The organism is Agrococcus phoenicis (assembly GCF_047302415.1).
Classification (GTDB): Bacteria; Actinomycetota; Actinomycetes; order Actinomycetales; family Microbacteriaceae; genus Agrococcus.
This window is the reverse complement of the sequence record NZ_CP154854.1, coordinates 1,603,574-1,628,198: the sequence shown is the minus strand read 5'-3', so window position 1 is coordinate 1,628,198 and position 24,625 is coordinate 1,603,574. Positions and strand designations below refer to the sequence as shown.

Genomic DNA, 24,625 nt, shown 5'->3' with positions numbered 1-24,625 from the left:
AGGCACCGGGCCGAGCGCCCGTGGCGGTCTCTGAGGCCTTCCTGAGCATCGCCGGTCGGATGCGGCATCCCGGCAGACGTAGTGTGGAGGGCATGCTGTGGTCGATCGTGATCCCCGTGAAGGGGTCGATCGGCAAGTCGCGCCTCGATGCGGGTGACGCGCGGGCCGCGCTCGCCGTGGCGTTCGCGCGCGACGCGATCGTCGCTGCGGGCGCCGCCGCATCCGTCGACCGGGTCGTCGTCGTCACGAGCGATGCGTCCGTGTGCTGCGGGCTGACCGGCGTCGAGGTCGTCGCCGACCCCGGCACCGGGCTCGCCGCCGCGATCAGGGCGGGCGTCGCCGTGCTGCCCGGCGACCGGCCGGGCGCCGTCATGCTCGGCGATCTGCCGGCGCTGACGCCCGCGGCGCTCGATGCCGCGCTCGAGCTCGCCGGCCGCGAGCACCGCGCCTACGTGCCCGACGCGATCGCCACCGGCACCACCCTGCTCACCGCGACGCGGGCGGATGCGCTGCGACCGCGCTTCGGCCCGGGCTCCGCCCGACTGCACCGGCTCGCCGGCCACGTCGAGCTGCCCGTCGACCCGGAGTCGGGGCTGCGCACCGACGTCGACGAGCTCGCCGACCTGCACATCGCGATCGACCTCGGGGTCGGTGCGCACACGCAGGCGGTGCTGCAGGAGGCGGCGATCGCGGCCTAGCCACCGGTCTGCGCCTCGACGAGCGCGAGCGCATCGCGCGCGACCTGCGCTGCCGGCCCGCCGGGCGTGAGCAGCAGCGGACGCGCCGCAGCGCGCAGGCCGAGCTCGCGCAGCGCCGGCAGCGACCCGGCGTCCTCCTCGGCGACGAGCCACGCGTCGAGGAGCCCGCCCTGCGACCGCGCCCCGTAGTGCGCGGCGACCGCAGCCGCATCCGCCTCGACCCCGATGGTCTCGAGGCACGCGGCCGCCATCCCGCGCAGCGCGCGCCCGCCGATGATGGGCGAGACGCCGACGATCGGCGCCGTCGCAGCGGCGAGCGCCTCGCGCACGCCCGGGATGCCGAGGATCGTCCCGATCGAGACGACCGGGTTCGAGGGGGCCACGAGCACCGCGTCCGCGCTCGCGATCGCGGCGCTCGCGGCCGGCGAGATGCTGGCGCGCTCGAGCCCCTGCTGCACGAAGCGCCGCGCGCGCACGGTCGCGCGCGTGCGCACCCACCACTCCTCGAAGTGCAGCACGCCCTCCTGGGTCTCGACGTGGGTGGGCACCTCGTCGTCGGTGACCGGCAGCAGCGTGACACCGAGCGGCCAGCGGGCGGTGAGCCGCGCGGTCGCCTCGGTGAGCGTCGCACCCTCGCGCAGCAGCGCCGTGCGGGCCAGGTGCGTGCCGAGGTCGAGATCGCCGAGCGTGAACCACGGCCAGCCGACGCCGAAGGCGGCGAGCTCTGCGGCGACGCGCTCGCTCTCGCCCTCGCGGCCCCAGCCGCGCTCCGCGTCGTTCACGCCGGCGAGCGCGTACATGAGCGAGTCGAGGTCGGGGCAGACCTTCACGCCCGCGAGCCACAGGTCATCGCCGACGTTCGCGACGATCGTGATCTCGGCCTCGTCGCCGAAGCGCTCCTGCGCAGCCTCGCGGAGGCCGAGCGCGAAGCGCGCCCCGCCCACGCCGCCGGCGAGCACGGTGATCCTCATGGGTGCACCCTTCGGTAGCGGATGGCGACGCCGCCCTCGTCGGCGTCGATCGACGCCTCCACGCCGTACACCGCGCGGATGCGCTCGGCGGTGAGCACCGCATCCGCCGTGCCCTCGGCGACCACCCGGCCGCCGTCGACCAGCACGATGCGGTCGGCGTGCGTGGCGGCGAGCGCGAGGTCGTGCACGGTCAGCACCACCGGGCGGTCGGCGGCGAGGCGGCGGATGAGGTCGAGCAGCTCGAGCTGCCAGGCGACGTCGAGGTGGTTCGTGGGCTCGTCGAGCAGCAGCGCGCTGCCGGTGACCGCGCCCGACTGCTGCGCGAGGGCGCGTGCGATGTGGACGCGCTGCAGCTCGCCGCCGGAGAGCTCGCCGAGGCGCCGCTCCGCGAGCGGCGCGGCGCCGGCGTCGGTCAGCGCGGCCTCCACCACGTGCTCGTCGCCGATCGAGAACCCGAGCATGCGGTGGTGCGGCGTGCGGCCCAGGCGCACCGCCTCACGAGCGGTGAGCTGCGGGGCGGCGTCGGCGAGCTGCTCGACGAGCGCGACGCGGCGGGCACGGGCGCGGGCCGGCATGGTGTCGAGCCGCTCGCCGCCCAGGTGCACGCTGCCGGAGCGGGTCGCCCGCTCGGGCACGACGCCGGCGATCGCTCGCAGCATCGTGGACTTGCCGGCGCCGTTCGGGCCGACGAGGGCGGTGATGCCGCCGGGTTCGGCGCGCCAGCTCGCGCGCTGGACCAGCGCGCGGCCGCGCACCGCGATGCTGAGGTCGCGCACCTGCAGCGCGTGCGGCGAAGGGCCGTGCCCGCTGCGGCTGCTCGAGCGCGCCGCCTCGCCGGCGTGCGCCGCCTCGCCGCCCCGTCGCCAGCTGCTCACGTGCGCACCCTGCCCGTCAGCATGAGCGCGGCGAACACGGGCGCGCCCAGCAGCGCCGTGACGATGCCGACCGGCAGCTCCCGCGGGTCGAAGGCCGCGCGCGCCGCGGTGTCGGCGACGAGCAGCACGATGGCCCCTGCGACGCCTGCGGCCGGCAGCAGCAGGGCGTGCGCCCCGCCGACCACGAGGCGCACCGCGTGCGGCACGACGAGGCCGATGAAGCCGATCGCGCCGGAGACCGACACCAGCACGCCGGTCACGAGGGCGCAGGCGACGAGCAGCAGCCACCGCGTGCGGCGGGCGTCGACGCCGAGCGCGCCGGCCGCGCTGTCGCCGAGCGCGAGCGCGTCGAGCACTCGCCCGCTCGCGAGCAGCGGCAGCGCGAGGGCGACCCCGGCGAGGGCGATCGCCGCGCTCGTCCAGGTGATCGACGCGAGCGAGCCCAGCAGCCAGGCGAGGATCTCGCGGAACGCGTCGCCGGCGGCGCTCCAGAAGATGACGAGCGAGACGACGGCGCTGGCGGCGGATGCGACGACCACGCCCGCGAGCACGGTGCGGGTGGGTGTCGCCCCGCCGGCCGCGCCCGCGAGGCCGAGGGTCGCGAGCAGCGCGAGCAGCGCCCCGGCGAAGGCCGCGACCGGCAGCAGCGCGCCGAGCCCGGCGATCAGCACGAGCACGGCGCCGACCGACGCGCCGGAGGAGACGCCCAGCAGGTAGGGGTCGGCGAGCGGGTTGCGCACCAGCGCCTGCATGACGACACCGACGATCGCGAGGCCCGCGCCCACCGCGCAGGCGGCGAGCACGCGGGGCAGGCGCAGGTCGGCGACGATCGCGTCGTCGATGGCATCGAGCGGGGTCGCGCCGATGCCCGCGCGGGCCGCGAGGGCGGCGAGCGCATCGCCCGGCGCGATGCCCGCGACGCCGAAGCACACCGCCGCGAGCGCGAGGGCGAGCAGTCCGACGCCGAGCAGCGGCAGCGCCCAGCGGCGCCCGCGACGCGGACGCTGCGGGATCGCTCGCTGCTGCTGCGCCACCGAGGGGGCGACGCGCGCTCCCTCGGGGCTCGAGGCAGCGCTTCGCCCGCTCGCTGCCTCGGCGGCGTGCGCGAAGGGTGCGCCGTCGCGCTCGCCGGTGCGCTCCGGGCGTGTGCGCTCCGCGCGCGTCATCCGAGCGCCATCGGTCGCACCGCGTCCGTCACCAGCTGCACGGCCTCGACCGAGCCGACGCCGGCCTCCGCCATCGGGAAGGGGATGGTGACGAAGCGCTCGGCCTGCACGGCCTCGAGCTGGGCGGTCGCGGGGTTGGCGCGCAGCCGATCGATCTTCGACGCCGCCGTGTGCCAGGGAGCGTCGACGAGCACGATCACGTCGGGGTCGCTCGAGGCGAGCGCCTCCCACGACATGGTCGTCCAGGTCTCGTCGACCTCGGCGGCCACGTTCGTCAGCCCCGCCGCGTCGAGCACCAGCTGCGGTGCCCCGGAGCCCGCGCCGACGTACGGCGCATCCTCGCCGGAGGAGTACCAGAGGGCAGTCGGTGCTGCACCCGCTCCCTCGTCGGAGACCGGCTCGATGGCCTCGAGCGCAGCGCGCTGCTCGTCGGCGAGCGCTGCGCCGGCCTCGGGCACGCCGAGCGCCGCGCCCGCGTCGCGCAGCTCGGTCAGCAGGGCGTCCCACGTCAGCGGCGGTACGTCCGTCGACCAGCACGCGGCGGGGGAGACCCACGTCTGCACGCCGAGCGCGTGCAGCTGCGCGCGGTCGCCGACCGCCTCCGGCGCGAACGCCGACTCCCAGCCCGCCACCACGGCATCCGGATCGAGGTCGAGCACGGCCTCGCGCGAGGGCATGCCCTCGATGGTGGGGGCGTCTGCGCCCTCGAGCGGCCCGTCGAGGAAGGCGGTCGAGACGAGCGCATCGCCCAGGCCGAGCGCCACGACGAGCTCTGCCGCAGTCGACTTGATGGCGACGATGCGCTCGGCGGGCTCGGCGAGCGGCGGCACCTCGATGCCGCAGTCGTCGATCCCGACAGGGACGACAGCGGCGCCTGCGCTCGGCTGCCCGCTCGGCTCGCCGACCGGCTGCACGCCCGACGGCGCGCATCCGGCGAGCGCGAGCGCACCGAGCGTCACGGCGAGGGCCGCGAGGCGGCGAGGGGCGGGCATCGGGTGGGGCACGGATGTCTCCTGGGCATGCTGACGCGAACGGTGTGATGCGGTTCGCGCGCGGTGGTGATGCCCGGCGCGCCATCGAGTCTACGGGAGTCGCCGGGCGCTGGTGGCGTCAGCGCCAGCGCCCCTACCCATTCGCGCCCCGGTGAGGTTGACTGGCCCTTCGGCGACTGCCGACTCCTGACGACGAAGCGGAGGACACGATGACGACGGTGCGCGCAGCGATCACGCAGACCACCTGGACGGGCGACAAGGCGTCGATGCTCGATCGCCACGAGGCGTTCCAGCGCGAGGCCGCCGCGCAGGGCGCGCAGGTCATCTGCTTCCAGGAGCTCTTCTACGGGCCCTACTTCGGCATCACGCAGGACAAGCGGTACTACGACTACGCGGAGCCCGCCGACGGCCCGATCGTGCAGCGCTTCGCGGCCCTCGCCAAGGAGCTCGGCATGGTCACGATCCTGCCGATCTACGAGGAGGAGCAGACCGGCGTCTACTACAACTCGGCCGTCGTCGTCGATGCCGACGGCTCGATCCTCGGCACCTACCGCAAGCACCACCTGCCCCACCTCGACCGGTTCTGGGAGAAGTTCTACTTCCGCCCAGGCAACCTCGGCTACCCCGTCTTCGACACCGCCGTCGGCACGGTCGGCCTCTACATCTGCTACGACCGGCACTTCCCGGAGGGCTGGCGAGAGCTGGGCCTGAACGGGGCGCACATGGTCTTCAACCCCAACGCCACGAAGCCCGGGCTCTCGAACCGCCTGTGGGAGGTGGAGGGCCCCGCTGCGGCCGTCGCGAACGGGTACTTCGTGCTGCAGCCCAACCGGGTCGGCCGCGAGGACAACGAGTACGGCGACCTGGCGGTCGACTTCTACGGCACCAGCCAGGTGATCGACCCTCGCGGCGAGTTCGTCGGCGAGCGCGGCTCCGCCACCGGAGAGGAGCTCATGGTGCGCGACCTCGAGATGGATCTCGTGCGCGAGATGCGCGACGACTGGCAGTTCTACCGGGATCGCCGGCCCGACTCCTACACCCGGATCGCGAAGCCGTAGGGGGCGAGCATGGGCACCACCCTCATCCGCGGCGGCACCGTCGTGACCGCCACCGGCCGCTCGCTCGCCGACGTGCTCGTCGACGGCGAGACCATCCGGGCCGTCCTGCAGCCCGGCAGCGAGCTCCTCGGGGTCGACCTCGCCGCATCCGTCGACACGGTGGTGGATGCCACGGGCAAGTACGTGATCCCCGGCGGCATCGACGCGCACACCCACATGGAGATGCCCTTCGGCGGTACGCAGGCCAGCGACACCTTCGAGACCGGCACGCGCGCCGCGGCGTGGGGCGGCACGACCACGATCATCGACTTCGCCGTGCAGACGGTCGGTCAGCGAGTGCAGGACTCCCTCGCGGCGTGGCACGAGAAGGCCGCGGGGAACTGCGCCATCGACTACGGCTTCCACCAGATCGTCGGCGACGTCGACGACGCATCGCTCGCCGCGCTCCGCGGCCTCGAGGCGGAGGGCGTCACCAGCTACAAGCTCTTCATGGCCTACCCCGGCGTCTTCTACTCCGACGATGCGCAGATCCTGCGGGCGATGCAGGTCGGCGCCGACACGGGCCTGATGACGATGATGCACGCCGAGAACGGGCCCGCGATCGACGTGCTGGTGCAGCAGCTGCTCGCCGAGGGCAAGACCGATCCGTACTACCACGGCATCGCCCGCGCCTGGCAGATGGAGGAGGAGGCGACGCACCGCGCGATCATGCTCGCCAACCTCACCGGCGCGCCGCTCTACGTCGTGCACGTGAGCGCCAAGCAGGCCGTCGCGCAGCTCGCCGCCGCTCGCGATGCGGGTCAGAACGTCTTCGGCGAGACGTGCCCGCAGTACCTCTACCTCTCGCTCGAGGATCAGCTGGGCGCCTCGAGCGACGAGTGGGGCAGCTTCGAGGGGTCGAAGTGGGTGTGCTCGACGCCGCTGCGCTCGAAGCACGAGCACCACCAGGACGAGCTGTGGAGCGCGCTCCGCACGAACGACCTCCAGATGGTCTCGACCGACCACTGCCCCTTCTGCATGAAGGATCAGAAGGAGCTCGGGCTCGGCGACTTCTCGAAGATCCCGAACGGCATCGGCTCGATCGAGCACCGGATGAACCTGCTCTACCAGGGCGTCGTCGACGGCCACATCACCCTCGAGCGCTGGGTGGAGATCACCGCGACCACGCCGGCGCGCATGTTCGGCCTCTACGGCCAGAAGGGCGTGATCCAGCCCGGCGCCGACGCCGACATCGTGGTCTACGACCCGAGCGGCCACACCTCGATCGGGCTCGAGAAGACCCACCACATGCAGATGGACCACGCCGCATGGGAGGGGTACGAGATCGACGGCCACGTCGACACCGTCATGAGCCGCGGCCGCATCGTGGTGGACGGCGACCGATACCTCGGCAGCGCCGGCGACGGCAGGTTCGTCAAGCGCGGCCTGAGCCAGTACCTGCTGTAGGGCGAGGAGCACCATGGACATCGGCGCCGTCTTCCAGACCAACCCGCCGTCGGCACGGGTCGTGCAGCTCTCGCAGCTCGCCGAGGCGCACGGCTTCAGCCACGTCTGGACCTTCGACTCGCACGTGCTGTGGCAGGAGCCCTACGTGATCCTGTCGGCCGTGCTGGCGGCGACCCGGCGCGTCACCGTCGGCACCTTCGTGACGAACCCCGCGACGCGCGACTGGAGCGTCACGGCCTCGACCTTCGCGACGCTCAACGAGATGTACGGCAACCGGACGATCTGCGGCATCGGCCGCGGCGACTCGGCGGTGCGCGTCGGCGGGGGCGAGCCCACGACCCTCCAGCAGCTGCGCGAGGCCGTGCACGTGATCCGCGAGCTCGGCTCCAGCCGCGCGGTCGCGGTGGGCGACGCGACGCTGCGCCTGCCGTGGTCGGAGGGCTCGGAGGTGCCGGTGTGGGTCGCCGCCTACGGGCCGCGCGCGCTGGCGCTGGCCGGCGAGGTCGGCGAAGGGTACATCCTGCAGCTCGCCGACCCCGAGATCACCAAGTGGATGATCGAGCACGTGCGCACCGCCGCCGACGACGCCGGTCGCGACCCGATGTCGGTGAAGATCTGCGTCGCCGGCCCCGCCTATGTCGGGGACGACCTCGCGCACCAGCGCGACCAGTCGCGATGGTTCGGGGGCATGGTCGGCAACCACGTCGCCGACATCGTCGCGCGCTACGGCCACAGCGGCGCCGCGAGCGGCAGCGGCGCGATCCCCGCAGACCTCGCCTCCTACATCGAGCAGCGCCAGGGGTACGACTACAACTCGCACGGCAGGGCCGACAACGACCACGTCGACTTCGTGCCGGATGCGATCGTCGACCGCTTCTGCGTGCTCGGCACCGCCGACGACCACATCGAGCGGCTCACGCAGCTGCGCGACCTCGGGGTCGACCAGTTCGCCGCCTACGTCATGCACGACGACAAGGAGGAGACGCTGCGGCAGTACGGCGAGCGCATCATCCCGGCCCTGCGCGCGAGCGCGAAGGCGCGGTCCTGACCGGCGCTGGCGCCGGATTTGCGAGATATCTGATCTCACCGCGCATCCGCCCGATAGCCTACGGACGAGGGGCCCGCTGCGCCGAGGCGCGGGCTGCCTGACTCGAGCGAGGAGCGACCCATGACGACCCTGTTCCACCACGACGCCCAGGGCACCAGCGACCTGCGCGCAGAGGACGGCGAGCGCGCCCGCGAGCTCGACCGGCACATCCTGCACTCCTGGTCGAAGCACGGCAGCACCAACCCCTTCACGATCGCGCGCGGCGAGGGCGTGCGCCTCTGGGATCACGAGGGCCGGGAGTACCTCGACTTCTCCAGCCAGCTCGTCAACGCCAACATCGGCCACTCGCACCCCAAGGTCGTCGCCGCCATCCAGCGGCAGGCGGCCGAGCTCGCCACCATCGCGCCCGCCACGACCAACCTGCGCCGCGGCGAGGCCGCAGAGCGCATCCTCTCGAAGATCGAGGGCATGGCTGCCGTCTTCTTCACGAACGGCGGCGCGGATGCGGTGGAGAACGCCATCCGCATGGCGCGCGTGCACACGGGCCGCACGAAGGTGCTCTCGCACTACCGCTCGTACCACGGCAACACCGGCGCGGCGATCAACGCGACGGGCGACACCCGGCGCGTCGACAACGAGTACGCGCTGGGGCACGTGCACTGCTTCGGCCCCTTCGCCTACCGCTCGGAGTTCTGGGCCGAGACCGAGGAGCAGGAGTGCGAGCGGGCGCTGCAGCACGCCCGTCGCGTGATCGAGTCGGAGGGTCCTTCGACGTTCGCGGCGATCCTCGTCGAGGCCGTGCCCGGCACCGCCGGCATCCTGGTGCCGCCGGCCGGCTACCTGCAGGGCCTGCGCGAGCTGGCCGACGAGCACGGCATCGTGCTCATCGTCGATGAGGTGATGGCAGGCTTCGGCCGCACCGGCGAGTGGTTCGCGCACCAGCACGACGGCGTGCGGCCCGACCTCGTGACCTTCGCGAAGGGCGTGAACTCCGGCTACGTGCCCGTGGGCGGCGTGATCATCAGCCCCGAGATCCTCGCGACCTTCCAGGAGCGGCCGATCCCGGGCGGGCTCACGTACTCGGGCCATCCGCTCGCCGCCGCGTCGATCGTCGCCTCGATCGACGCGATGACGGAGGAGGGCATCGTCGAGCACGCCGCCCACCTGGGGGCCGACATCCTCGGCCCGGGCCTGCGCGAGCTCGCCGAGCGCCACCCCATGATCGGTGAGGTGCGCGGCCGCGGGTGCTTCTGGGCGCTCGACCTCGTCGCCGACCGCGCGACGCGGGCGCCGGTCGACGCATCCGTCATCGCCTCGCTGAAGGGCGCGCTGCTCGAGCGCGGCTACCTGCCCTTCGCGGCCGACAACCGCCTGCACGTCGTGCCGCCGCTCGTGATGAGCGACGAGGATGCGCGCCGCGGGCTCGAGATCCTCGACGAGGTCCTCTCGGCGCACGGCTCCTGACCGAGCAGCTCCCGCGTCGAAGGATGGCAGACTCGATCCATGAGCATCCACCTGCTGGGCGGCGGCTGGGCCGACGACGAGTCGACATGGACGGGCCGCTTCATCGACGAGGCGCGAGAGCGAGCCGGCGGCCCGCCCGTGATCGCCGTCGTCCTGTGGGCGGCCGACGAGGCTGAGGGCGCCTCCTGGCACGCCGACTACGTCGACGACATGACGAGGCTCGGCGCGGGAGAGGTGCGGGTCGTGCAGCTCACCGCCGAGCGCACCCTGCTGCCCACCGACCTCGGCAGCGCCGACGGCATCTTCATCGGCGGCGGGCTCACGCCCGGCTACCACGCAGCGGTCATGCCGGCGGCGGACACGATCCGCGGGCTGGTGTCCACCGGTGTGCCCTACGCCGGCTTCTCGGCGGGGGCGATGATCGCCGGCGACGTGGCGCTGCTCGGCGGCTGGCGCATCGGAGGCGTGCCCGTCTGCCCCGAGGCGTGCTCCGAGCAGCTCGACGACGTCACGCTCGACGCGGGCCTCGGCCTCGTCGACCTCGTCGTCGACGTGCACGCGGCGCAGTACGGCACGCTCTCGCGCGCGGTCGCGATCGTGCACGCGGGGCTCGCCGACCGCGTCGTCGCGATCGACGAGAACACCTCGCTCATCGTCGCGGCCGGCGGGCTCGTGGTCGCGGGCGAGGGCAGCGTCTGGACGGCCGACCGCGACGGCGAGCGCGTCAGCGTCGGGGTGCTCGCCGCATGACGGCACGCCCGCTCGCCCAGCTCATCGAGGCGGGATGGGCGGATGCGCTGGCGCCGGTCGAGCACGTCGTGCACGACCTGGGCGAGCGGCTGCGCGCCGAGACCGCCGCTGGCCGGCACTACCTGCCGGCGGGCGAGCGCGTGCTGCGCGCCTTCGCGCAGCCGCTCGAGGACGTCAGGGTGCTGATCGTCGGCCAGGACCCGTACCCGACGCCCGGGCATCCGATCGGCCTGTCGTTCGCGGTCGAGCAGCACGTGCGGCCGCTGCCGTGCTCGCTGCAGAACATCTATCGAGAGCTGCACGACGACCTCGGCATCGCTCCGGCCGAGCACGGCGACCTGAGCGCCTGGAGCGAGCAGGGCGTGCTGCTGCTCAACCGCGTGCTCACGGTCGAGGCGGGGCAGCCCGCCTCGCACCGCGGCTGGGGCTGGGAGCAGGTGACCGAGGCGGCGATCAGGGCCCTCGTCGCCCGGCGCGGTCCCGACGGCTCTCCCGCACCGCTCGTCGCGATCCTCTGGGGCGCGCAGGCGCAGTCGCTGACGCCCCTGCTCGAAGGCGCATCCGTCATCGCCTCGCCGCACCCCTCGCCGCTGAGCGCTCGCCGCGGCTTCTTCGGCTCCCGGCCGTTCTCCCGCGCCAACGACGCGCTCGTCGCGCAGGGCGCGCATCCGATCGACTGGCACGTGCCCGCCGCGGGCGTGTCAGTGTCCGATGGCACGATGGCGCCATGACCGAGTTCGACCAGTGGCGCGCTGATCGTGAGCGTGCCGATGTGCAGGCAGCGGCGCTCGCGGGCGACATCGGGGCGACGGTGACCGACCTCGGTCCCGGCTTCTGGATGGTGTCGGTCAGCGGGCAGACGCGCGGCTTCGTGATCCAGGTCGAGGTGAAGGGGGAGGTGCGCTTCGACGCGCGCCTGCGCCACCTGAACCCGCGGCAGGGCACGCGCATCGGGGAGTACTGGGAGCTCGCGAAGGCGGTCGCCGCCATCGTCGCCGAGCCGCCGCGCTACGTGGGGCGCGACCCGTTCCGCGAGCTCACGAACTACGTCAGCCGCGACGAGATGCGCGAGCGCACCGAGCGCAAGCGGCTGCAGCGCCGCGCCGGGCGGTTCCTGGGATGAGCGACGCCTTCGCGCAGCCGACGGCGATCCACGAGCTGGGCGCGCTCGAGCTCTGGCGGTTGCTGCACGCGCGCGAGCTGAGCGCCGTCGAGGTCGCCCAGCACCAGCTCGACCGCATCGAGCGGCTCGACGCGGCTTCGGCCTTCGTGCACGTCGACGGCGAGCTCGCCCTCGAGCGCGCCCGCGCCGCAGACGAGTCGAGCGACCGCACGGGCATCGTCCACGGGCTGCCCTTCGCCGACAAGGATCTGACGCCGCGCGCCGGGCAGCCGGCGTCGATGGGCAGTCGCTGGCTCGAGGGCGCCGTCGCCGACGCCACGCACCCGGTGGCGCAGGTGCTCGACGACGGCGGCGGTGTCGTGCTCGGCCGCACCGCTGCCCCCGAGCTCGGATTCGCGGGCTACACGCGCTCCGCGCTGCACGGGGCCACGACGCTGCCCGGCCACCCCGGCCTGCACGCGGGCGGCTCCTCCGGCGGCGCCGCGGCCGCGGTCGGCCAGGGGCTGCTGCCCTTCGCCCCCGGCTCCGACGGCGGCGGCTCCATCCGCATCCCCGCCGCGACCTGCGGGCTCGTGGGCCTGAAGCCCACCCGCGGCCGCATCCCCGCGCAGGGCGGCGTCGGCGCGGTGGGCGGCCTCGTGACGGCGGGGGCGATCGCGCGCTCGGTCATCGATGTGGCGCTCCTCACCGACGCCCTCATCGGGCGCCGGAACGGCGTCGTCCGGCATCCGCTGGTGCTCCGCTCGCCCGAGCGCGACGACGGGTCGCTGCTCGCGCCGGCGATCCGTGGCGAGGGCCGCTTCCGCATCGCCGTGCTGACCGGCGGCACGCCCTGGGACGCGACGCACGACATCCGCATCTCTCCGGAGGCGACGGCCGCCGTCGACGTGACCGTGCGAGCGCTCGCGGCCCTCGGGCACGAGCTGGGCGAGGTGGCGCTGCCGGATGCCTCGGGCGACCTGGGCGTTCCGGGCGTCGGCGGGTACGCGGCCGCCTTCACCGACCTGTGGCGGGGCGGCGCGGCGACGATCCCCATCCCGGTGGGGGAGCGGGATCGGCTCGAGCCGCTCGCTCGCTGGATCGTGGAGACGAGCGACGCCCTCACCGCAGGCGGCCTGGCGCGGGCGCAGCTGTGGGCGACGGAGTACGAGCGGCGCGTGCTCGCGGCGTTCGGGCCGTGGGATGCGGTGCTGACGCCGACGACCGCGCTCACGCCGCGGCCGCTGGGCTGGTACCCGATCGACGACGGCGAGGCCGACTTCGACGCGCAGGTGCTGCACACGCCGCACACCTCGTTCGTCAACCTCACCGGGCTGCCCGCGATCACGCTGCCCGTGCACGAGACCGTCGAGGGGCTGCCGATGGGCGCGCAGCTGATCGGGCGGCCGGGGGAGGAGGGCACCCTGCTCGCCATCGGCCGCCAGCTCGAGCGCCGCATCCCGTGGACGGCGCGGGCCCTCGCCCGATTCCCGACCGGCTGATCGGTCGGGTCGTACCTGGTGGGGCGCGGGCAACCGGTCGACCGGTCGAGCGGCGGGGATCAGGCGTCGCGCTGCGCGTCGGGGCCGCGCTTGGGCAGGTAGCCCCCCTGCTCCAGCCCCGCCTCGATCTCGAAGCGGTTGCGCTTCGCGTCGATGCCGGCTGCGTAGTACATCGGGATGAACCAGAGGCCGTAGCGCTCCCACTGCTGGCGGTGCACGTCCTCGTGCTCGAGCACCGCGGGCGAGTCGGATGCGCGGGTCAGGAAGGTCGCGCCGACGGTCGTGCCGCCGCGGCCGAACGCCCACTGCGGCAGCCCGGTGATCACGTGCAGCTGCCCGACGCGTCGCTCACGCCCGCCGAGGGCTCGCCCCCACAGCCGTGCGGCCTGCGTCGCGAACCTGGCTCCCGCGCGCGCGACCGGTGGCGCGGTGATCGCGCGGAAGGCGGGGCCGCCGACCGTGCGCCCGAGCGCTCCGACGGCGGCGCCTGCGCGAGCGAGGGGGCGCGTGCGCGGGCCTGCGCCGGGCGCTGCTGCCTGCGCGGATCGGGATGCTGCCATGCCGCCGACGATAGCGCGCGGATATCCTGGGACCATGCGCCACGAGCCCTCCGGCATCCCCCATGCGGCGCCTCCCGAGCCGCCGCTGCGGATCGCCGTCGTCTCGATGCACACCTCGCCCGCGGACCGACCGGGCAAGGGAGACGCAGGCGGCTTGAACGTGCTCGTGCTGGCGAGCGCGATGGCGCTGGCCGCGCGGGGCAACCGGGTCGATCTCTTCACCCGATCGGCGGGAGCCGAGCACATCGAGTCGCTCGCGCCGGGGGTCACGCTCCACTGCCTCGACACCGGCGGAGGCATCGTGCGCAAGCACGAGCTGGCCAACCTCGCCGACGCGTTCGGCGAGCGGTTCGAGCGGTTCGCCCTCGCGGCGCCGGAGCCCTACGACGTGATCCACGCGCACTACTGGCTGTCGGGGCTCGCCGCGCTGCCCGTCTCGCTGGCGCTCGGCATGCCGATCGTGCAGACCTTCCACACGCTGGCGGAGGAGAAGAACCGGCGCCTCGGCGACGGCGACCGGCCGGAGCCCGAGCGGCGCCTGCTCACCGAGCGCTACCTCGCGAACGAGGTCGACGCGATCGCGGCGGTGTCGCGGGCAGAGGTCGACGTGCTCTGCGACCGCGTCGGTGCCGCCGCCGAGAGGATCTGGCTCGTGCCGCCGGCCGTGGACACCATGCTCTTCCAGCCCGGCACGATCGCCTCGCGCACGGATCTCCGCGCGCGGCTGGGCGTGCGGCCGGAGGACGGACTGGTCGTCTGCGTCGGCCGCGTGCAGCCGCTGAAGGGCCAGGATCTCGCGGTGCGGATGCTCCAGCACCTGCCCGGCGCTGTGCTGGTGCTCGCCGGTGATGCGACGCCGGGCGACGAGCGCTACCTGGAGGCGCTCCACGACCTCGCGCGCGAGCTGGGCGTGGAGCGCCGCGTGCGCCACATCGGCAGCCTCGCACGCGAACCGCTCGCGCAGCTGCTCGACGCCGCCGACGTGGTGGTGGTGCCCAGCCGCACCGAGTCGTTCGGCCTCGTGCCGCTCGAGGCCGCCGCATCCGGCACCCCCGTGGTGGCCGCGCGTGTGGGCGGGCTGCTCGAGTCGGTCGTGGACGGCGAGACCGGCATCCTGATCGACGGCCGGGATCCGATGGACTGGGCGCTCGCCGTCGGCTCGATCCTCGACGACGACGATCTGCAGGTCGAGCTGGGGCTGGCGGGCAGGCGCGTGGCCTGCCGGCGCGACTGGCAGGATGTCGCGCTCGAGCTCGAGCAGCTCTACCGCACCGCGATCCGCGCCCGAGCCTGACCAGTCCGCCGGCCGGCGCGCGCGGCCCAGGCCGCACGCGTCACGAGAACAGCCCGCACGCCAGAGGGGGCCGGCCCGCAGGCCAGCCCCCTCCCGACGATCAGCGCGATCGTTCGATCACCGCGATCAGCGGTCGACGACCTCCGCGTCGACGGCGTCGCCGGAGCCCTGCGAAGCACCCTGCTGCGACCCCGTCGCGCTCGCGCCCAGCTGCCCCTGCGCACCGCCGTGCTTGAGGGCGGCGAGGCGAGCCTCGATCTCGGTCTCGCGGCCGACGTCCTCCAGCGCCTCGAACTGCGCGTCGAGCGATGACGCGGCGAGCTCCTGCTGGCCCATGACCCGGGCCTCCTCGCGGCGGATCTTCTCCTCGAAGCGACCGATCTCGCTCGTCGGGTCGAGGATGTCGATCGACTTCACGGCATCGTGCACCTGCGTCTGCGCCTGCGCGACCTTCGAGCGCGCGATGAGCTCCGAGCGCTTCGACTTGAGCTCCTCGAGCTTGCCCTTCATCGTGTCGAGGCCGGTCTTCAGCTTGTTGACGACCTCGTTCTGCGACTGGATCGACGGCTCGGCGGCACGTGCCTCCGACTCCGACTGCATCTGCTTGCCGATGGCGACCTTCGCGAGGTTGTCGAACTTCGCGGCGTCGGGCGAGCCCGAGGCGCGCAGCTCCTCGGCGCGCTGCGATGCGGCCAGTGCCTTGCGGCCCCAGTCGTCGGCGGCGCGCACGTCCTCCTGGTAGTCCTGCTCCTGCAGGCGCAGGTTGCCGATCGTCTGCGCGATGGCGGCCTCGGCCTCTGCGATCGAGTTCGTGTAGTCGCGCACCATCTGGTCGAGCATCTTCTGCGGGTCCTCGGCCTGGTCGAGGAGCGCGTTGATGTTGGCCTTCGCGAGCTGCGCGATGCGGCCGAGGATGGACTGCTTGGACATGGTGTTCCTTCCTGCGGGTGCCGCCGTGGCGGCCTGGTCCGTCGATGTGCCTGATGTGTGGATGAGGACGGGTGGATGGGGACAGGTGGATGGGTCGGGCTCGTGGGGTGGAGCGCCCGGCTGCGGTCGCCGCGGCTCAGTCGCCGAAGCTCCCGCCTCCGCCGCCGAAGCCGCCCCCTCCGCCGCTGAAGCCGCCGCCTCCGAAGAAGCCGCCGCCTCCGCCGCCGAAGGAGCCACCGCCGCCGGAGAACAGGTCGCCGAGACCGCCGCCCCCGCCGCCGCCCGAGCCGCCCGCGAACGGGTCGGAGTAGGCGCCGCCGGAGCCGCCGCGGCCGGCGTCGTTCATGATGTCGCCGAGGATGTAGCCGAGCAGGCCACCCGTGAGCATGTCCTGCCCGCGCCCGCCGCCACCGCCGCCCCAGTTGCTCCCGCCGCGACCGCGCCGACCGTAGTAGGGGTTCGGCGACATGCCGCCCCAGCCTTCGATGTCACCGGAGGCATCCTGCATCGCCTGCTCGGCGTGCTGCGAGGCCGACTGCGCGAGCTGCGAGGCCTGCGCAGGGTCCTGCTGCTGGATCCGCAGCGCCTGCGCCAGCTCCTGCTGGGCGGTGGCGAGCAGCTGCCGCGCGTGCGATCCGACGGCGATGCGCCGGGTGGCGATGTAGTCCTCGGCGCGGTCGATGTTGGCCCGAGCGGAGGCGATCCACCGCTCGAGGTTCGCGCGGTGGCGCTGCGCCTCGGCGCCGCCCTGCCGCACCTGGCCGGTGGCCTCGTCGAGGCGCTGGTTCGCGCGCTGCAGGTTCGCGAGCACGGTGAGCGTGTCGGTGGGGCGCTGCTGCGCGATCGCGACCTGCTCCTCGACGTGGCGGATGAGCGGCGCCAGATCCGTCGTCGGCGTGCTCTTGAGCGTCTTCGCGGCAGCGATGTCGCCGAGCGAGTCCTGGACGAGCTCGGTGAGCTGGCGCGCGGAGGTGCCGAGGTCGCCCTCGGCGCGCTCGACCGCCGCGATCAGGCCGGAGGCCTGCGCGAGCGCCGCCTCTGCCGCGTGCACGGCGAGCGCCGCCTCGGAGCCGTTGGAGGCGGCGACGGCTGCTCGGCCCGCGGCGATCGACTGGTCGATGTTGGGCAGCTGCCGCTCGGCTCCCGCGATGTTCTCCCGGACCGGGTCGATCGAGGCGCCTGAGTGCACGTCGTCGAGACGGTCGAGGATCTGCTTGGCGTTCGCGATGCGCCCATCGAAGGCCTGGCGCGACTGCGCGAGCTGCTCGAGCACCTGCGGCGCGGTGCGCTCGAGGTCGCGCAGCTGGCCGAACGACTCGGCGTGGCTCGCGAGCTCCTCGCCGGCGCCCTGCGCGATCTGCAGGATGCGGCTCGACCAGTCGTGCACCTCCTGATCGGTGTCGGGGAACGCGTCGTCGAGCTGCTGCTGCAGCCCGAAGGCCTCCTGCAGCCCGCCCTTCGCCTTGTCGAGCGCCTCGCGGTAGGGCCGCACGGCGTCCTCGCCGAACTGCGCGCCCGCGAAGGCGAGCTCCTGCTCGCTCTGCTGCACGGTGTCGTCGAGCTGCACGAGCGCGATGTCGGCGCGCTGCTTGAGCTCCTCGAGCCCCAGCTGCTGCTGCTTCGTGAGCTCTCGCTGCTCCTTCTTCTGTTTCGAGCGCTTCGCCCCGCGGTAGGCCAGGAAGCCGCCGCCGCCGACGACGGCCGCGCCGCCCACGAGCGCCACGACCGGCCAGACGGCCGATCCGTCGACGTTCACCTCGGTGCCGCCGCCCCCGCCGGTGCCGCCGCTCGCCAGCGCCTCGTCGATCGCGCCAGCCATCGCCGTCACACCGCCTGCCACGTCACCGTTGTTGAGCGCCGGCACGAGCGCCTGCTGGGCGACCTGGTCGACCTCGGCCTCGGAGAGCGGGTAGGCGTTCGCGACCGCGCGGCCCCACTGCCCGTCGTCCCACGCGATCGCCACGAGCAGCGCATCCTGCGGCAGGCCTGACGCCTCGGCGCTCTCCACGGCCCACTGGCCGCGGTCGACACCGTCGAAGCTGTCCACGACCACGGCGAACAGGTCGGCCTCCGACTCCGCGTTGTGCTGCTCGAGCGCGGCGGCGACATCGGCCACGTCGCCCGAGAACTGCCCGGTCGTGTCGACGAAGGTGTCGCCGCCGAGGTCCACGGGCGCCTCGGTCGCGAGGCCTCCGGGCACGAGAGCGCTGGCCGAGAGCCCCAGCAACCCGGCGGCACCCAGTGCCACGACTGCCAACGGGCGGACGATCCGGACCTGCATGTGCGCTCCCAGCCGCCGACGTCTCGGGTGTCGGCTTGGCGCGAGTCTAGCCACGGCAGATTGCCGGCAACCTTGGAATCGAGGGCCCGTGGTGCCGCTGTCAGCGAACGTCGAAGGGCTCGCCGAGGAGCGTCACGCGCTCGGCGGCGCCGCTGCCGCCGCGCGCGATCTCGACGGTGAGGAGCGGTGCGACGAGGGCCTCCGCGTCATCTGCGCCCGGTTCGGGCCCGGGGGCGACGGATGCGCTCAGCGGGCATGCGCTGCGCGGCCCGAGCTCGACCGCGACGACCTGCGCGCCGCCCGCGGGCAGCTGGATGCTGCCGGTCGGGCCCTGCCGGATCCCCGCATCGATGGTGCGGCCGCCCGGCGCGATCGTCGCGCTGCCCGTCGCCAGCACGCGCACGCTCACCGGCGCGCCCGAGCGATCGACGACCTCGAGCTCGGCCGCGCCATCGGCGGGGTCGTCGAGGAACCGCAGCGCGAGCCCCGCATCGCCTGCGGTCAGCGCGGCGCACGGACCCGAGCCGGGCGAACCCGTGCCGTCGCTCTCGGAGGCACCGGTGTCGCCCTCGCCCGCGTCGGCGGGAGCCCCCGGCGTCCCCGACTCGGTGCCGGGCGCAGCGGGCCCGGGCGCCTGGGATGCGGCACCGGATCCCTCGCTCGACTCCTCCACCCCTTCCTCCGCCCCCGACTCCGGCTGCCCGCCGGAGTCGCTCGAGGTGGAGGCGATGCCGCCGGCGCCGAGGCCCTGCAGCCCGGTCACCGCGAGCGGCGCCACGATCAGCGCCCCCGCGATCGTGGCCGCCGACGAGAGCGCGACGGTCTTCGGTCGTCGCCGACGCTTCGCGGCTGCGATCGCGGCGTCCGCGTCGAGCCTGGCGGTCGGCGCGGGCACGTCGCGCAGGCGTCGCCGCAGCTCGTCGTCGCTCATGCGCCGGCCTCCTTCGACCGCGGTGCCGCGGGCTGCTGCTCGCCCAGCGTGCGCGCCTCGCGCTCCTGCTCCCGCGCGAGCATGACCCGCAGCTTGCCGAGCGCGTCCGAGAGGTACCGCTTGACGGCGCCGGATGAGATGCCGAGCTCGCCCGCGATCTGCTCGACGGTGCGGTCCTCGTCGTAGCGCAGCACGATGCAGGCGCGCTCGCGCGGCGAGAGGCGCTGCAGCCGCGCCGCCATGTCGAGCCGCTCGCCCGTCAGCGTCGAGCCCGAGTCGACGCGCTCGCGCTCGCCCACGAGCGGCGCGATGCGGCGCCACCGCTGACCGCGCCGGGCGCGATCGAGGAATCGGTTGGCGATCGCCTTGCGCACGTAGGCCTCTGCCTGCGTGACCTCGAAGCCGTTGCGCAGCCGGCCGAACGTCGCTGCCAGTGCGTCCTGCACCATGTCGCGGGCCTCCTGTTCGTCCCCGGTGAGCAGCATCGCGTAGCGCACCAGTGCTTCGCCGCGCTCGGAGACGAGCTCGGCGACGACCAGCTCCCACTCGGCGCTCACGCGCAGCTCCCTCTCCTCACCACGACGAACGACCGCAGCCGAAGGTTGGGGTCGCAGCCAGCAGCATCCCCACATCCTCCCCGATCAGCGCGCCTCCCGCCCCCCTCTCTCCCCCTCTCACCCCCTCGATCGCCGCAGAGTTGCAGTGCGTGGCCCGTGCTTCGCGCATCCGCGAGCCGATCGCTGCAACTCTTGCGCTTGCCTGCGCGCTCTCCACACATGGGGGGCCGTGAGGGGCGCGGATGAGCGTCGGGCGGGCATCCTGCGCGCATGGGGTCTCAGCTGCCGCCGCCGTTCGATCGACGGCCCTTCCTCGTGCGCGACGCGCTGCGAGCAGGGGTGGGCCGCGGCAGGCTGCGCGGCAGCGACCTGGCAGCACCCTTCCGGGGTGTGCGCGCCCCTCCGGTCGGCGACCTGCACGCCCTGATGCGGGCGTACGCGCCGCTCATGCCGCTCGAGCACTCGTTCGGCGGCCTGACGGCGGCGCGCTTCTGGGGCTTGCCGATCGCGAGCGCCTGGGCGCAGGACGAGCCGCTGGTGATCGCTCGGCCCAAGGGCGCGACCCGTGGGATGACCGCCGGCACGCGGCACATCGCCTACGACGGCGAGCGGCTGTCGGTCGTCGAGGTCGACGGGCTGCGCGTGCTGGAGCCGCTCTCCGCCGCGCTGGTGCTCGCCCGCGAGCACGCTCACGAGGCGATGGTGCAGGTCGTCGACGCCCTGCTCACCCCTTCGCGCTGGTATCCGGGGCTTCGGCTGCCGCGCGAGCGGAGCCGTCCGTTCACGACGCCCGAGCGCATCGTCGCCTTCAGCGCCGCGTGCAGAGGCCTCGCGGGCGTCGCCGCGCTGCGGGCGGCGGCCGCGGATGCGCGGGTGGGCGTGGACTCGCGCTTCGAGACGATCACGCGACTGCTGATCGTGGAGGCGGGGCTCCCCGAGCCCGTCGTGCATCCCGCTGTCGTGATCGACGGCGTCGCCTCGAGCCCAGACCTCGGCTACCCCGAGCTGCGCATCGCGATCGAGTACGAGGGCGACGGCCATCGCGACGCGAAGCAGTGGCACGTCGACATCGAGCGCTACGCCCGCTTCGAGGCCGCTGGCTGGATCACCGTTCGCGTCACGCGCGACCACATGGCGCGACGTGGCGCTCACTTCGTGCAGCGCATCCGCGCTGCGCTCGCCCGGCGCGACCGCGCACGCTGAGCGTCGCGCTCTGAGCGTTGCGCTCTGAGCGTTGCAGTGAGTGGCGCCGGATCGCTGGGCCTTGGCGCCGCTCACTGCAACTCTGCGGTGGCCGGGGGGAGAGGGGGAGGGAGGGAGGGAGGGAGGGAGGGAGGGAGGGAGGGGAGAGGGGGGAGGGGAGGGGCGTCAGACGAGCGCGGGCTGCGACTGCTGCGCGTGCTCGAGGCGCCACCGCACGTGGTTCAGCTGGCGCACGAGGCCCGTCGGCAGCGAGTGGCCGAACTGCCCGAAGAAGGCCTCGACGTCGACGAGCTCCCCCAGCCAGGCCTTCGGCTCGACGGCGAACAGCTCGTCGACCACGGCCGGGTCGAGGTCGAGGCCGTCGAGGTTCAGCGCGCCCTCCGCCGGCATCACGCCGATGGCGGTGTCGATGCCCGTGGCCTCGCCCGAGACGCGCCCCGCGATCCACTCGAGCACCCGCGCGTTCTCGCCGAAGCCCGGCCACAGGAATCCGCCGTCGTCGTCGCGGCGGAACCAGTTGACGGAGAAGATCTTCGGTGCGTGCCGACCGAGCCGGTGCCCCATGTCGATCCAGTGCGAGAAGTAGTCGCCCATGTTGTAGCCGCAGAAGGGCAGCATCGCGAAGGGGTCGCGACGGATGTCGCCGACGGTGCCCTCCGCCGCGGCGGTCTGCTGGCTCGAGACGGTCGAGCCGATGTAGACGCCGTGCTCCCAGTCGCGCGCCTGCATCACGAGCGGCACCTGCGTGGGCCGGCGACCGCCGAAGATGATCGCGTCGAGCGGCACGCCCTCGGGCGCATCCCAGTCGGGAGCGATCGACGGGGCCTGCTCGGCGCGCACGGTGAAGCGGGCGTTCGGATGCGCTGCCGGTCCGTTGGCGGGGTCGTGTGGGCGCCCCTGCCAATCGACGAGCCCTGCGGGCGCCTCCTTCGTCATGCCCTCCCACCAGACGTCGCCGTCGGCGGTGAGCGCCACGTTCGTGAAGATCGTGTCGTGGGTCATCATCGCCATGGCGGTGGCGTTCGTCTGCTCGCTCGTGCCGGGCGCGACGCCGAAGAAGCCGTTCTCGGGGTTGATCGCCCACAGCCGCCCGTCGGGGCCCGGGCGCATCCACACGATGTCGTCGCCGATGGTCTCGACGCTCCAGCCGGGGATCGTCGGCTGCAGCATCGCCAGGTTCGTCTTGCCGCACGCCGAGGGGAAGGCGCCGGCGAGGTGCAGGACGCGGCCATCCTCGTGGCGCATGCGCAGCAGCAGCATGTGCTCGGCGAGCCAGCCCTCGTCGCGGGCCTGCACCGAGGCGATCCGCAGCGCGAAGCACTTCTTGGCCAGCAGCGCGTTGCCGCCGTAGGCGGAGCCGAAGGACCAGATCTCCCGCGTCTCGGGGAAGTGGGAGATGTAACGGGTGGTGTTGCACGGCCAGGGCACATCCTGATCGCCCTCTGCGAGCGGGGCGCCGATCGAGTGCACGGCGGGCACCCAGTCGCGCGTGCCGTGCATCGCCTCGAGCGCGGCGGTGCCGACGCGCGTCATCGCGTGCATCGACGCCACGACGTAGGGGGAGTCGGTGATCTCGATGCCGAGCTTCGAGATGGGGCCGCCGACGGGCCCCATGGAGAAGGGGATGACGTACATCGTGCGGCCGCGCATGGCGCCGTCGAACAGGCCGCCGAGCACCTGCCGCATCGACGCCGGGTCGCGCCAGTTGTTCGTGGGGCCGGCGTCATCCGCATCCTCGGCGCAGATGAAGGTGCGGCTCTCCATCCGAGCGACGTCGTCGGGGTGGGAGCGCGCGAGGTAGCTGCCGGGACGCTTCGGCACCGGCACGATCGTGCCGGCGTCGAGCATGACGTCGATCAGCCGCTGGAACTCCTCCGGCGTGCCGTCGGCCCACTCGATGCGCGCCGGCTCCGTGAGCTCGGCGATCGACGCCACCCAGGAGACCACGCCGGGGTCGGCGCCCTCGGGAGCGCTCACCAGATGCGGCTTGACGGGCTTGGCGGTGGAGCGCGTCGGTGCTGGGGGGAGGATCGTCATGCCCCGAGTCTTCTCCGCGCCGGGCACGCAGGGGCGCTTGGTGAGGAGAAGGATCGACGCATCCTTCACGTCGACGAAAGTTGCAGCGTCGAGGCCCATCCTGAGCGAACCGTGACGCTGTTCGTCGGGAATGCTGCGAAGATTCGCGAGAAGTTTCGTATGCTGGTGTCATGGTCGACGCCGCAGTCCTGGGACACCGCATCCGTCACTTCCGCGCATCCGCCGAGCTCACCCTCGACGCCCTCGGGGAGCGCATCGGGCTCGCTGGCAGTCAGCTCTCGCTCATCGAGAACGGTCACCGCGAGCCGAAGCTCAGCCACCTGCAGGCGATCGCCGACGTGCTGGGGGTGACGACCTCGCAGCTGCTCGACCCCGAGCCTCCGAGCGAACGCTCGCGCCTCGAGCTCGACCTCGCTCGCCTCCAGGAGGGCGCGAGCTACCGCCGCCTCGGCCTGCCGGCGGTGCGGCCCACGCGCTCGATGGGCGACGAGGTGCTGCGGGCGCTCGTCGGCCTCCACCGCGAGCTCGACCGGCGCGCCCGCGAGGCGATCGCCACCCCCGAGCAGGCGCGGCGCGATGCCACCGACCTGCGCCACGCCATGCGTGCCCGCGACAACGCGCTCCCAGAGCTCGACGAGCTGGCCGAGGAGCAGCTGCGGGCAGTGGGCTACGAGGGCGGCAGCCTCACCCACCGCACCGTGAGCGAGATCGCGGCTCGGCTCGGCTTCGAGCTGGTCTACGTCACCGACCTGCCGCACTCGACGCGCTCGGTCACCGACCTCGAGACGGGACGCATCTACCTGCCGCCGGCGTCGATCCCCGGCGGCCACGGGCTGCGCTCCATGGCGCTCCAGGCGATCGCGCACCGCCTGCTCGGCCATCGCGAGCCGCGCGACTACCGCGAGTTCCTGCAGCAGCGCCTCGAGATCAACTACTTCGCCGCGGCCACGCTGATGCCGCGCACGAAGGCCGTCGAGTACCTCACGCGAGCCAAGAAGGAGCGCAACCTCGCGGTCGAGGACTTCCGCGACGCCTTCGGGGTCACGCACGAGACCGCGGCGATGCGCTTCACGAACCTCGCGACCCGCGACCTCGACCTGCGCGTGCACTTCCTGCGCGTGCAGGAGGACGGCGCGCTGTCGCGGGTCTACGAGAACGACGGCCTCCCCGTGCCGGTCGACGCCTCCGGCCACGCCGAGGGGCAGCTGGTCTGCCGCAAGTTCGCCGCCCGCAGCGCGTTCGAGCGCACCTCGCGCACGACGGAGTTCTACCAGTACACCGACACCCCGGGCGGCACCTTCTGGTGCTCGACGCAGATCGGCTCCGGCGCTGACGGGGAGTTCTCGATCTCGTTCGGCGTGCCCTTCGACGCGGCGAAGTTCTTCCGCGGCTCGCAGACCGCGTTCCGGCAGAGCTCGACCTGCCCCGACGACCGGTGCTGCGCCCGACCCGATGACGCGCTGGCAGGGCGCTGGCGCCAGAAGTCGTGGGCCTCCGCCCGCATGCACCAGCACACGCTCGCGCCTCTGCCCAGCGGCACCTTCCCGGGCGTCGACGACGCCGAGCTCTACGAGTTCCTCGAGCGCCACGCGCCGGCGCTCTGATCGGTCAGGGCTCCTCCGGCACCGCGCAGGGCGAGCGGATGCGACGGCGTCGCCCGCTCGCGCCGCGCCTTGGCACGGGGCGGGGGCGGCCATAGCCTGATCTCGTCACGCCGCCAGAGGAGCTGCCATGCCCCACGATGCCGATGGTCCGCACAC

The 24,625-nt window shown here is 73.6% G+C and carries 22 protein-coding genes; 12 read left to right on the top strand and 10 right to left on the bottom strand.

Annotated features, from left to right (window positions below):
- The first annotated feature begins 20 nt into the window (after positions 1-20).
- On the top strand, positions 21-698 hold the full coding sequence (gene cofC, locus AA0Z99_RS07820; protein WP_413316535.1) for a 2-phospho-L-lactate guanylyltransferase: 678 nt from the start codon (positions 21-23) through the stop codon (positions 696-698).
- On the opposite strand, the gene cofD is transcribed toward cofC, so the two are convergent.
- The 4 genes from cofD to AA0Z99_RS07800 are packed head-to-tail and all read right to left on the bottom strand — an operon-like array spanning position 695 to position 4,714.
- Positions 695-1,669 (bottom strand): 2-phospho-L-lactate transferase, encoded by a 975-nt coding sequence (cofD, locus tag AA0Z99_RS07815; protein WP_413316534.1) that lies wholly within the window; start codon positions 1,667-1,669, stop codon positions 695-697. The two genes, cofC and cofD, sit on opposite strands and share 4 nt — an antisense overlap.
- On the bottom strand, positions 1,666-2,544 hold the full coding sequence (locus AA0Z99_RS07810; RefSeq protein ID WP_413316533.1) for an ABC transporter ATP-binding protein: 879 nt from the start codon (positions 2,542-2,544) through the stop codon (positions 1,666-1,668). Before AA0Z99_RS07810 ends, cofD begins: the two co-directional genes overlap by 4 nt.
- Positions 2,541-3,710: an iron chelate uptake ABC transporter family permease subunit gene (locus AA0Z99_RS07805; protein WP_413316532.1), complete on the bottom strand. Its 1,170-nt coding sequence runs from the start codon at positions 3,708-3,710 to the stop codon at positions 2,541-2,543. Before AA0Z99_RS07805 ends, AA0Z99_RS07810 begins: the two co-directional genes overlap by 4 nt.
- Positions 3,707-4,714 (bottom strand): ABC transporter substrate-binding protein, encoded by a 1,008-nt coding sequence (locus tag AA0Z99_RS07800; RefSeq protein ID WP_413316531.1) that lies wholly within the window; start codon positions 4,712-4,714, stop codon positions 3,707-3,709. Before AA0Z99_RS07800 ends, AA0Z99_RS07805 begins: the two co-directional genes overlap by 4 nt.
- A 197-nt stretch (positions 4,715-4,911) precedes the next feature.
- Here AA0Z99_RS07800 and AA0Z99_RS07795 point away from each other — a divergent pair, with 197 nt between their 5' ends.
- The 8 genes from AA0Z99_RS07795 (at position 4,912) to AA0Z99_RS07760 (ending at position 13,072) form a co-directional block, all read left to right on the top strand.
- A complete protein-coding gene (locus AA0Z99_RS07795; protein ID WP_413316530.1) occupies positions 4,912-5,760 on the top strand; it encodes a nitrilase-related carbon-nitrogen hydrolase in 849 nt (282 codons plus the stop codon).
- A 9-nt stretch (positions 5,761-5,769) separates the two neighbouring features.
- Entirely contained in the window at positions 5,770-7,206 is a 1,437-nt protein-coding gene (hydA, locus tag AA0Z99_RS07790; protein WP_413316529.1) for a dihydropyrimidinase, read from the top strand.
- A gap of 13 nt (positions 7,207-7,219) precedes the next feature.
- Positions 7,220-8,254: a TIGR03842 family LLM class F420-dependent oxidoreductase gene (locus AA0Z99_RS07785; protein ID WP_413316528.1), complete on the top strand. Its 1,035-nt coding sequence runs from the start codon at positions 7,220-7,222 to the stop codon at positions 8,252-8,254.
- 120 nt (positions 8,255-8,374) lie between these two features.
- The gene (locus tag AA0Z99_RS07780; protein WP_413316527.1) at positions 8,375-9,718 is read left to right on the top strand and encodes an aspartate aminotransferase family protein; all 1,344 of its coding nucleotides are present in this window, start codon (positions 8,375-8,377) and stop codon (positions 9,716-9,718) included.
- Positions 9,719-9,757: 39 nt separating this feature from the next.
- Positions 9,758-10,468, top strand: a complete 711-nt coding sequence (locus tag AA0Z99_RS07775) for a Type 1 glutamine amidotransferase-like domain-containing protein (protein WP_413316526.1) — start codon at positions 9,758-9,760, stop codon at positions 10,466-10,468.
- The gene (locus AA0Z99_RS07770) at positions 10,465-11,199 is read left to right on the top strand and encodes a uracil-DNA glycosylase (protein ID WP_413316525.1); all 735 of its coding nucleotides are present in this window, start codon (positions 10,465-10,467) and stop codon (positions 11,197-11,199) included. Before AA0Z99_RS07775 ends, AA0Z99_RS07770 begins: the two co-directional genes overlap by 4 nt.
- A complete protein-coding gene (locus tag AA0Z99_RS07765) occupies positions 11,196-11,591 on the top strand; it encodes a hypothetical protein (protein WP_413316524.1) in 396 nt (131 codons plus the stop codon). The genes AA0Z99_RS07770 and AA0Z99_RS07765 overlap by 4 nt, the downstream gene beginning before the upstream one ends.
- Entirely contained in the window at positions 11,588-13,072 is a 1,485-nt protein-coding gene (locus AA0Z99_RS07760; RefSeq protein ID WP_413316523.1) for an amidase, read from the top strand. Before AA0Z99_RS07765 ends, AA0Z99_RS07760 begins: the two co-directional genes overlap by 4 nt.
- A gap of 59 nt (positions 13,073-13,131) precedes the next feature.
- Here the strand turns inward: AA0Z99_RS07760 and AA0Z99_RS07755 are convergent, their stop codons facing one another.
- A complete protein-coding gene (locus AA0Z99_RS07755) occupies positions 13,132-13,632 on the bottom strand; it encodes a hypothetical protein (RefSeq protein WP_413316522.1) in 501 nt (166 codons plus the stop codon).
- Positions 13,633-13,666: 34 nt separating this feature from the next.
- On the opposite strand from AA0Z99_RS07755, the gene AA0Z99_RS07750 reads away from it, so the two are divergent.
- Positions 13,667-14,926 (top strand): glycosyltransferase, encoded by a 1,260-nt coding sequence (locus AA0Z99_RS07750; RefSeq protein ID WP_413316521.1) that lies wholly within the window; start codon positions 13,667-13,669, stop codon positions 14,924-14,926.
- Positions 14,927-15,052: 126 nt separating this feature from the next.
- Here the strand turns inward: AA0Z99_RS07750 and AA0Z99_RS07745 are convergent, their stop codons facing one another.
- The 4 genes from AA0Z99_RS07745 to AA0Z99_RS07730 form a co-directional block, all read right to left on the bottom strand.
- Entirely contained in the window at positions 15,053-15,856 is an 804-nt protein-coding gene (locus AA0Z99_RS07745) for a PspA/IM30 family protein (protein WP_413316520.1), read from the bottom strand.
- Positions 15,857-15,992: 136 nt separating this feature from the next.
- Positions 15,993-18,104, bottom strand: coding sequence for a TPM domain-containing protein (locus tag AA0Z99_RS07740; protein WP_413320811.1), 2,112 nt, complete (start codon positions 18,102-18,104; stop codon positions 15,993-15,995).
- A 133-nt stretch (positions 18,105-18,237) separates the two neighbouring features.
- Complete coding sequence (locus tag AA0Z99_RS07735) at positions 18,238-19,068, bottom strand: hypothetical protein (RefSeq protein ID WP_413316519.1); 831 nt, start codon at positions 19,066-19,068, stop codon at positions 18,238-18,240.
- Positions 19,065-19,625: a sigma-70 family RNA polymerase sigma factor gene (locus tag AA0Z99_RS07730; protein WP_413316518.1), complete on the bottom strand. Its 561-nt coding sequence runs from the start codon at positions 19,623-19,625 to the stop codon at positions 19,065-19,067. The genes AA0Z99_RS07735 and AA0Z99_RS07730 overlap by 4 nt, the downstream gene beginning before the upstream one ends.
- Positions 19,626-19,895: 270 nt before the next feature.
- On the opposite strand from AA0Z99_RS07730, the gene AA0Z99_RS07725 reads away from it, so the two are divergent.
- Entirely contained in the window at positions 19,896-20,828 is a 933-nt protein-coding gene (locus tag AA0Z99_RS07725) for a hypothetical protein (protein ID WP_413316517.1), read from the top strand.
- Positions 20,829-20,993: 165 nt separating this feature from the next.
- Here the strand turns inward: AA0Z99_RS07725 and AA0Z99_RS07720 are convergent, their stop codons facing one another.
- Positions 20,994-22,865, bottom strand: a complete 1,872-nt coding sequence (locus AA0Z99_RS07720) for a phosphoenolpyruvate carboxykinase (GTP) (protein ID WP_413316516.1) — start codon at positions 22,863-22,865, stop codon at positions 20,994-20,996.
- Positions 22,866-23,035: 170 nt separating this feature from the next.
- On the opposite strand from AA0Z99_RS07720, the gene AA0Z99_RS07715 reads away from it, so the two are divergent.
- Entirely contained in the window at positions 23,036-24,469 is a 1,434-nt protein-coding gene (locus tag AA0Z99_RS07715) for a helix-turn-helix domain-containing protein (protein WP_413316515.1), read from the top strand.
- Positions 24,470-24,625 lie beyond the last annotated feature (156 nt).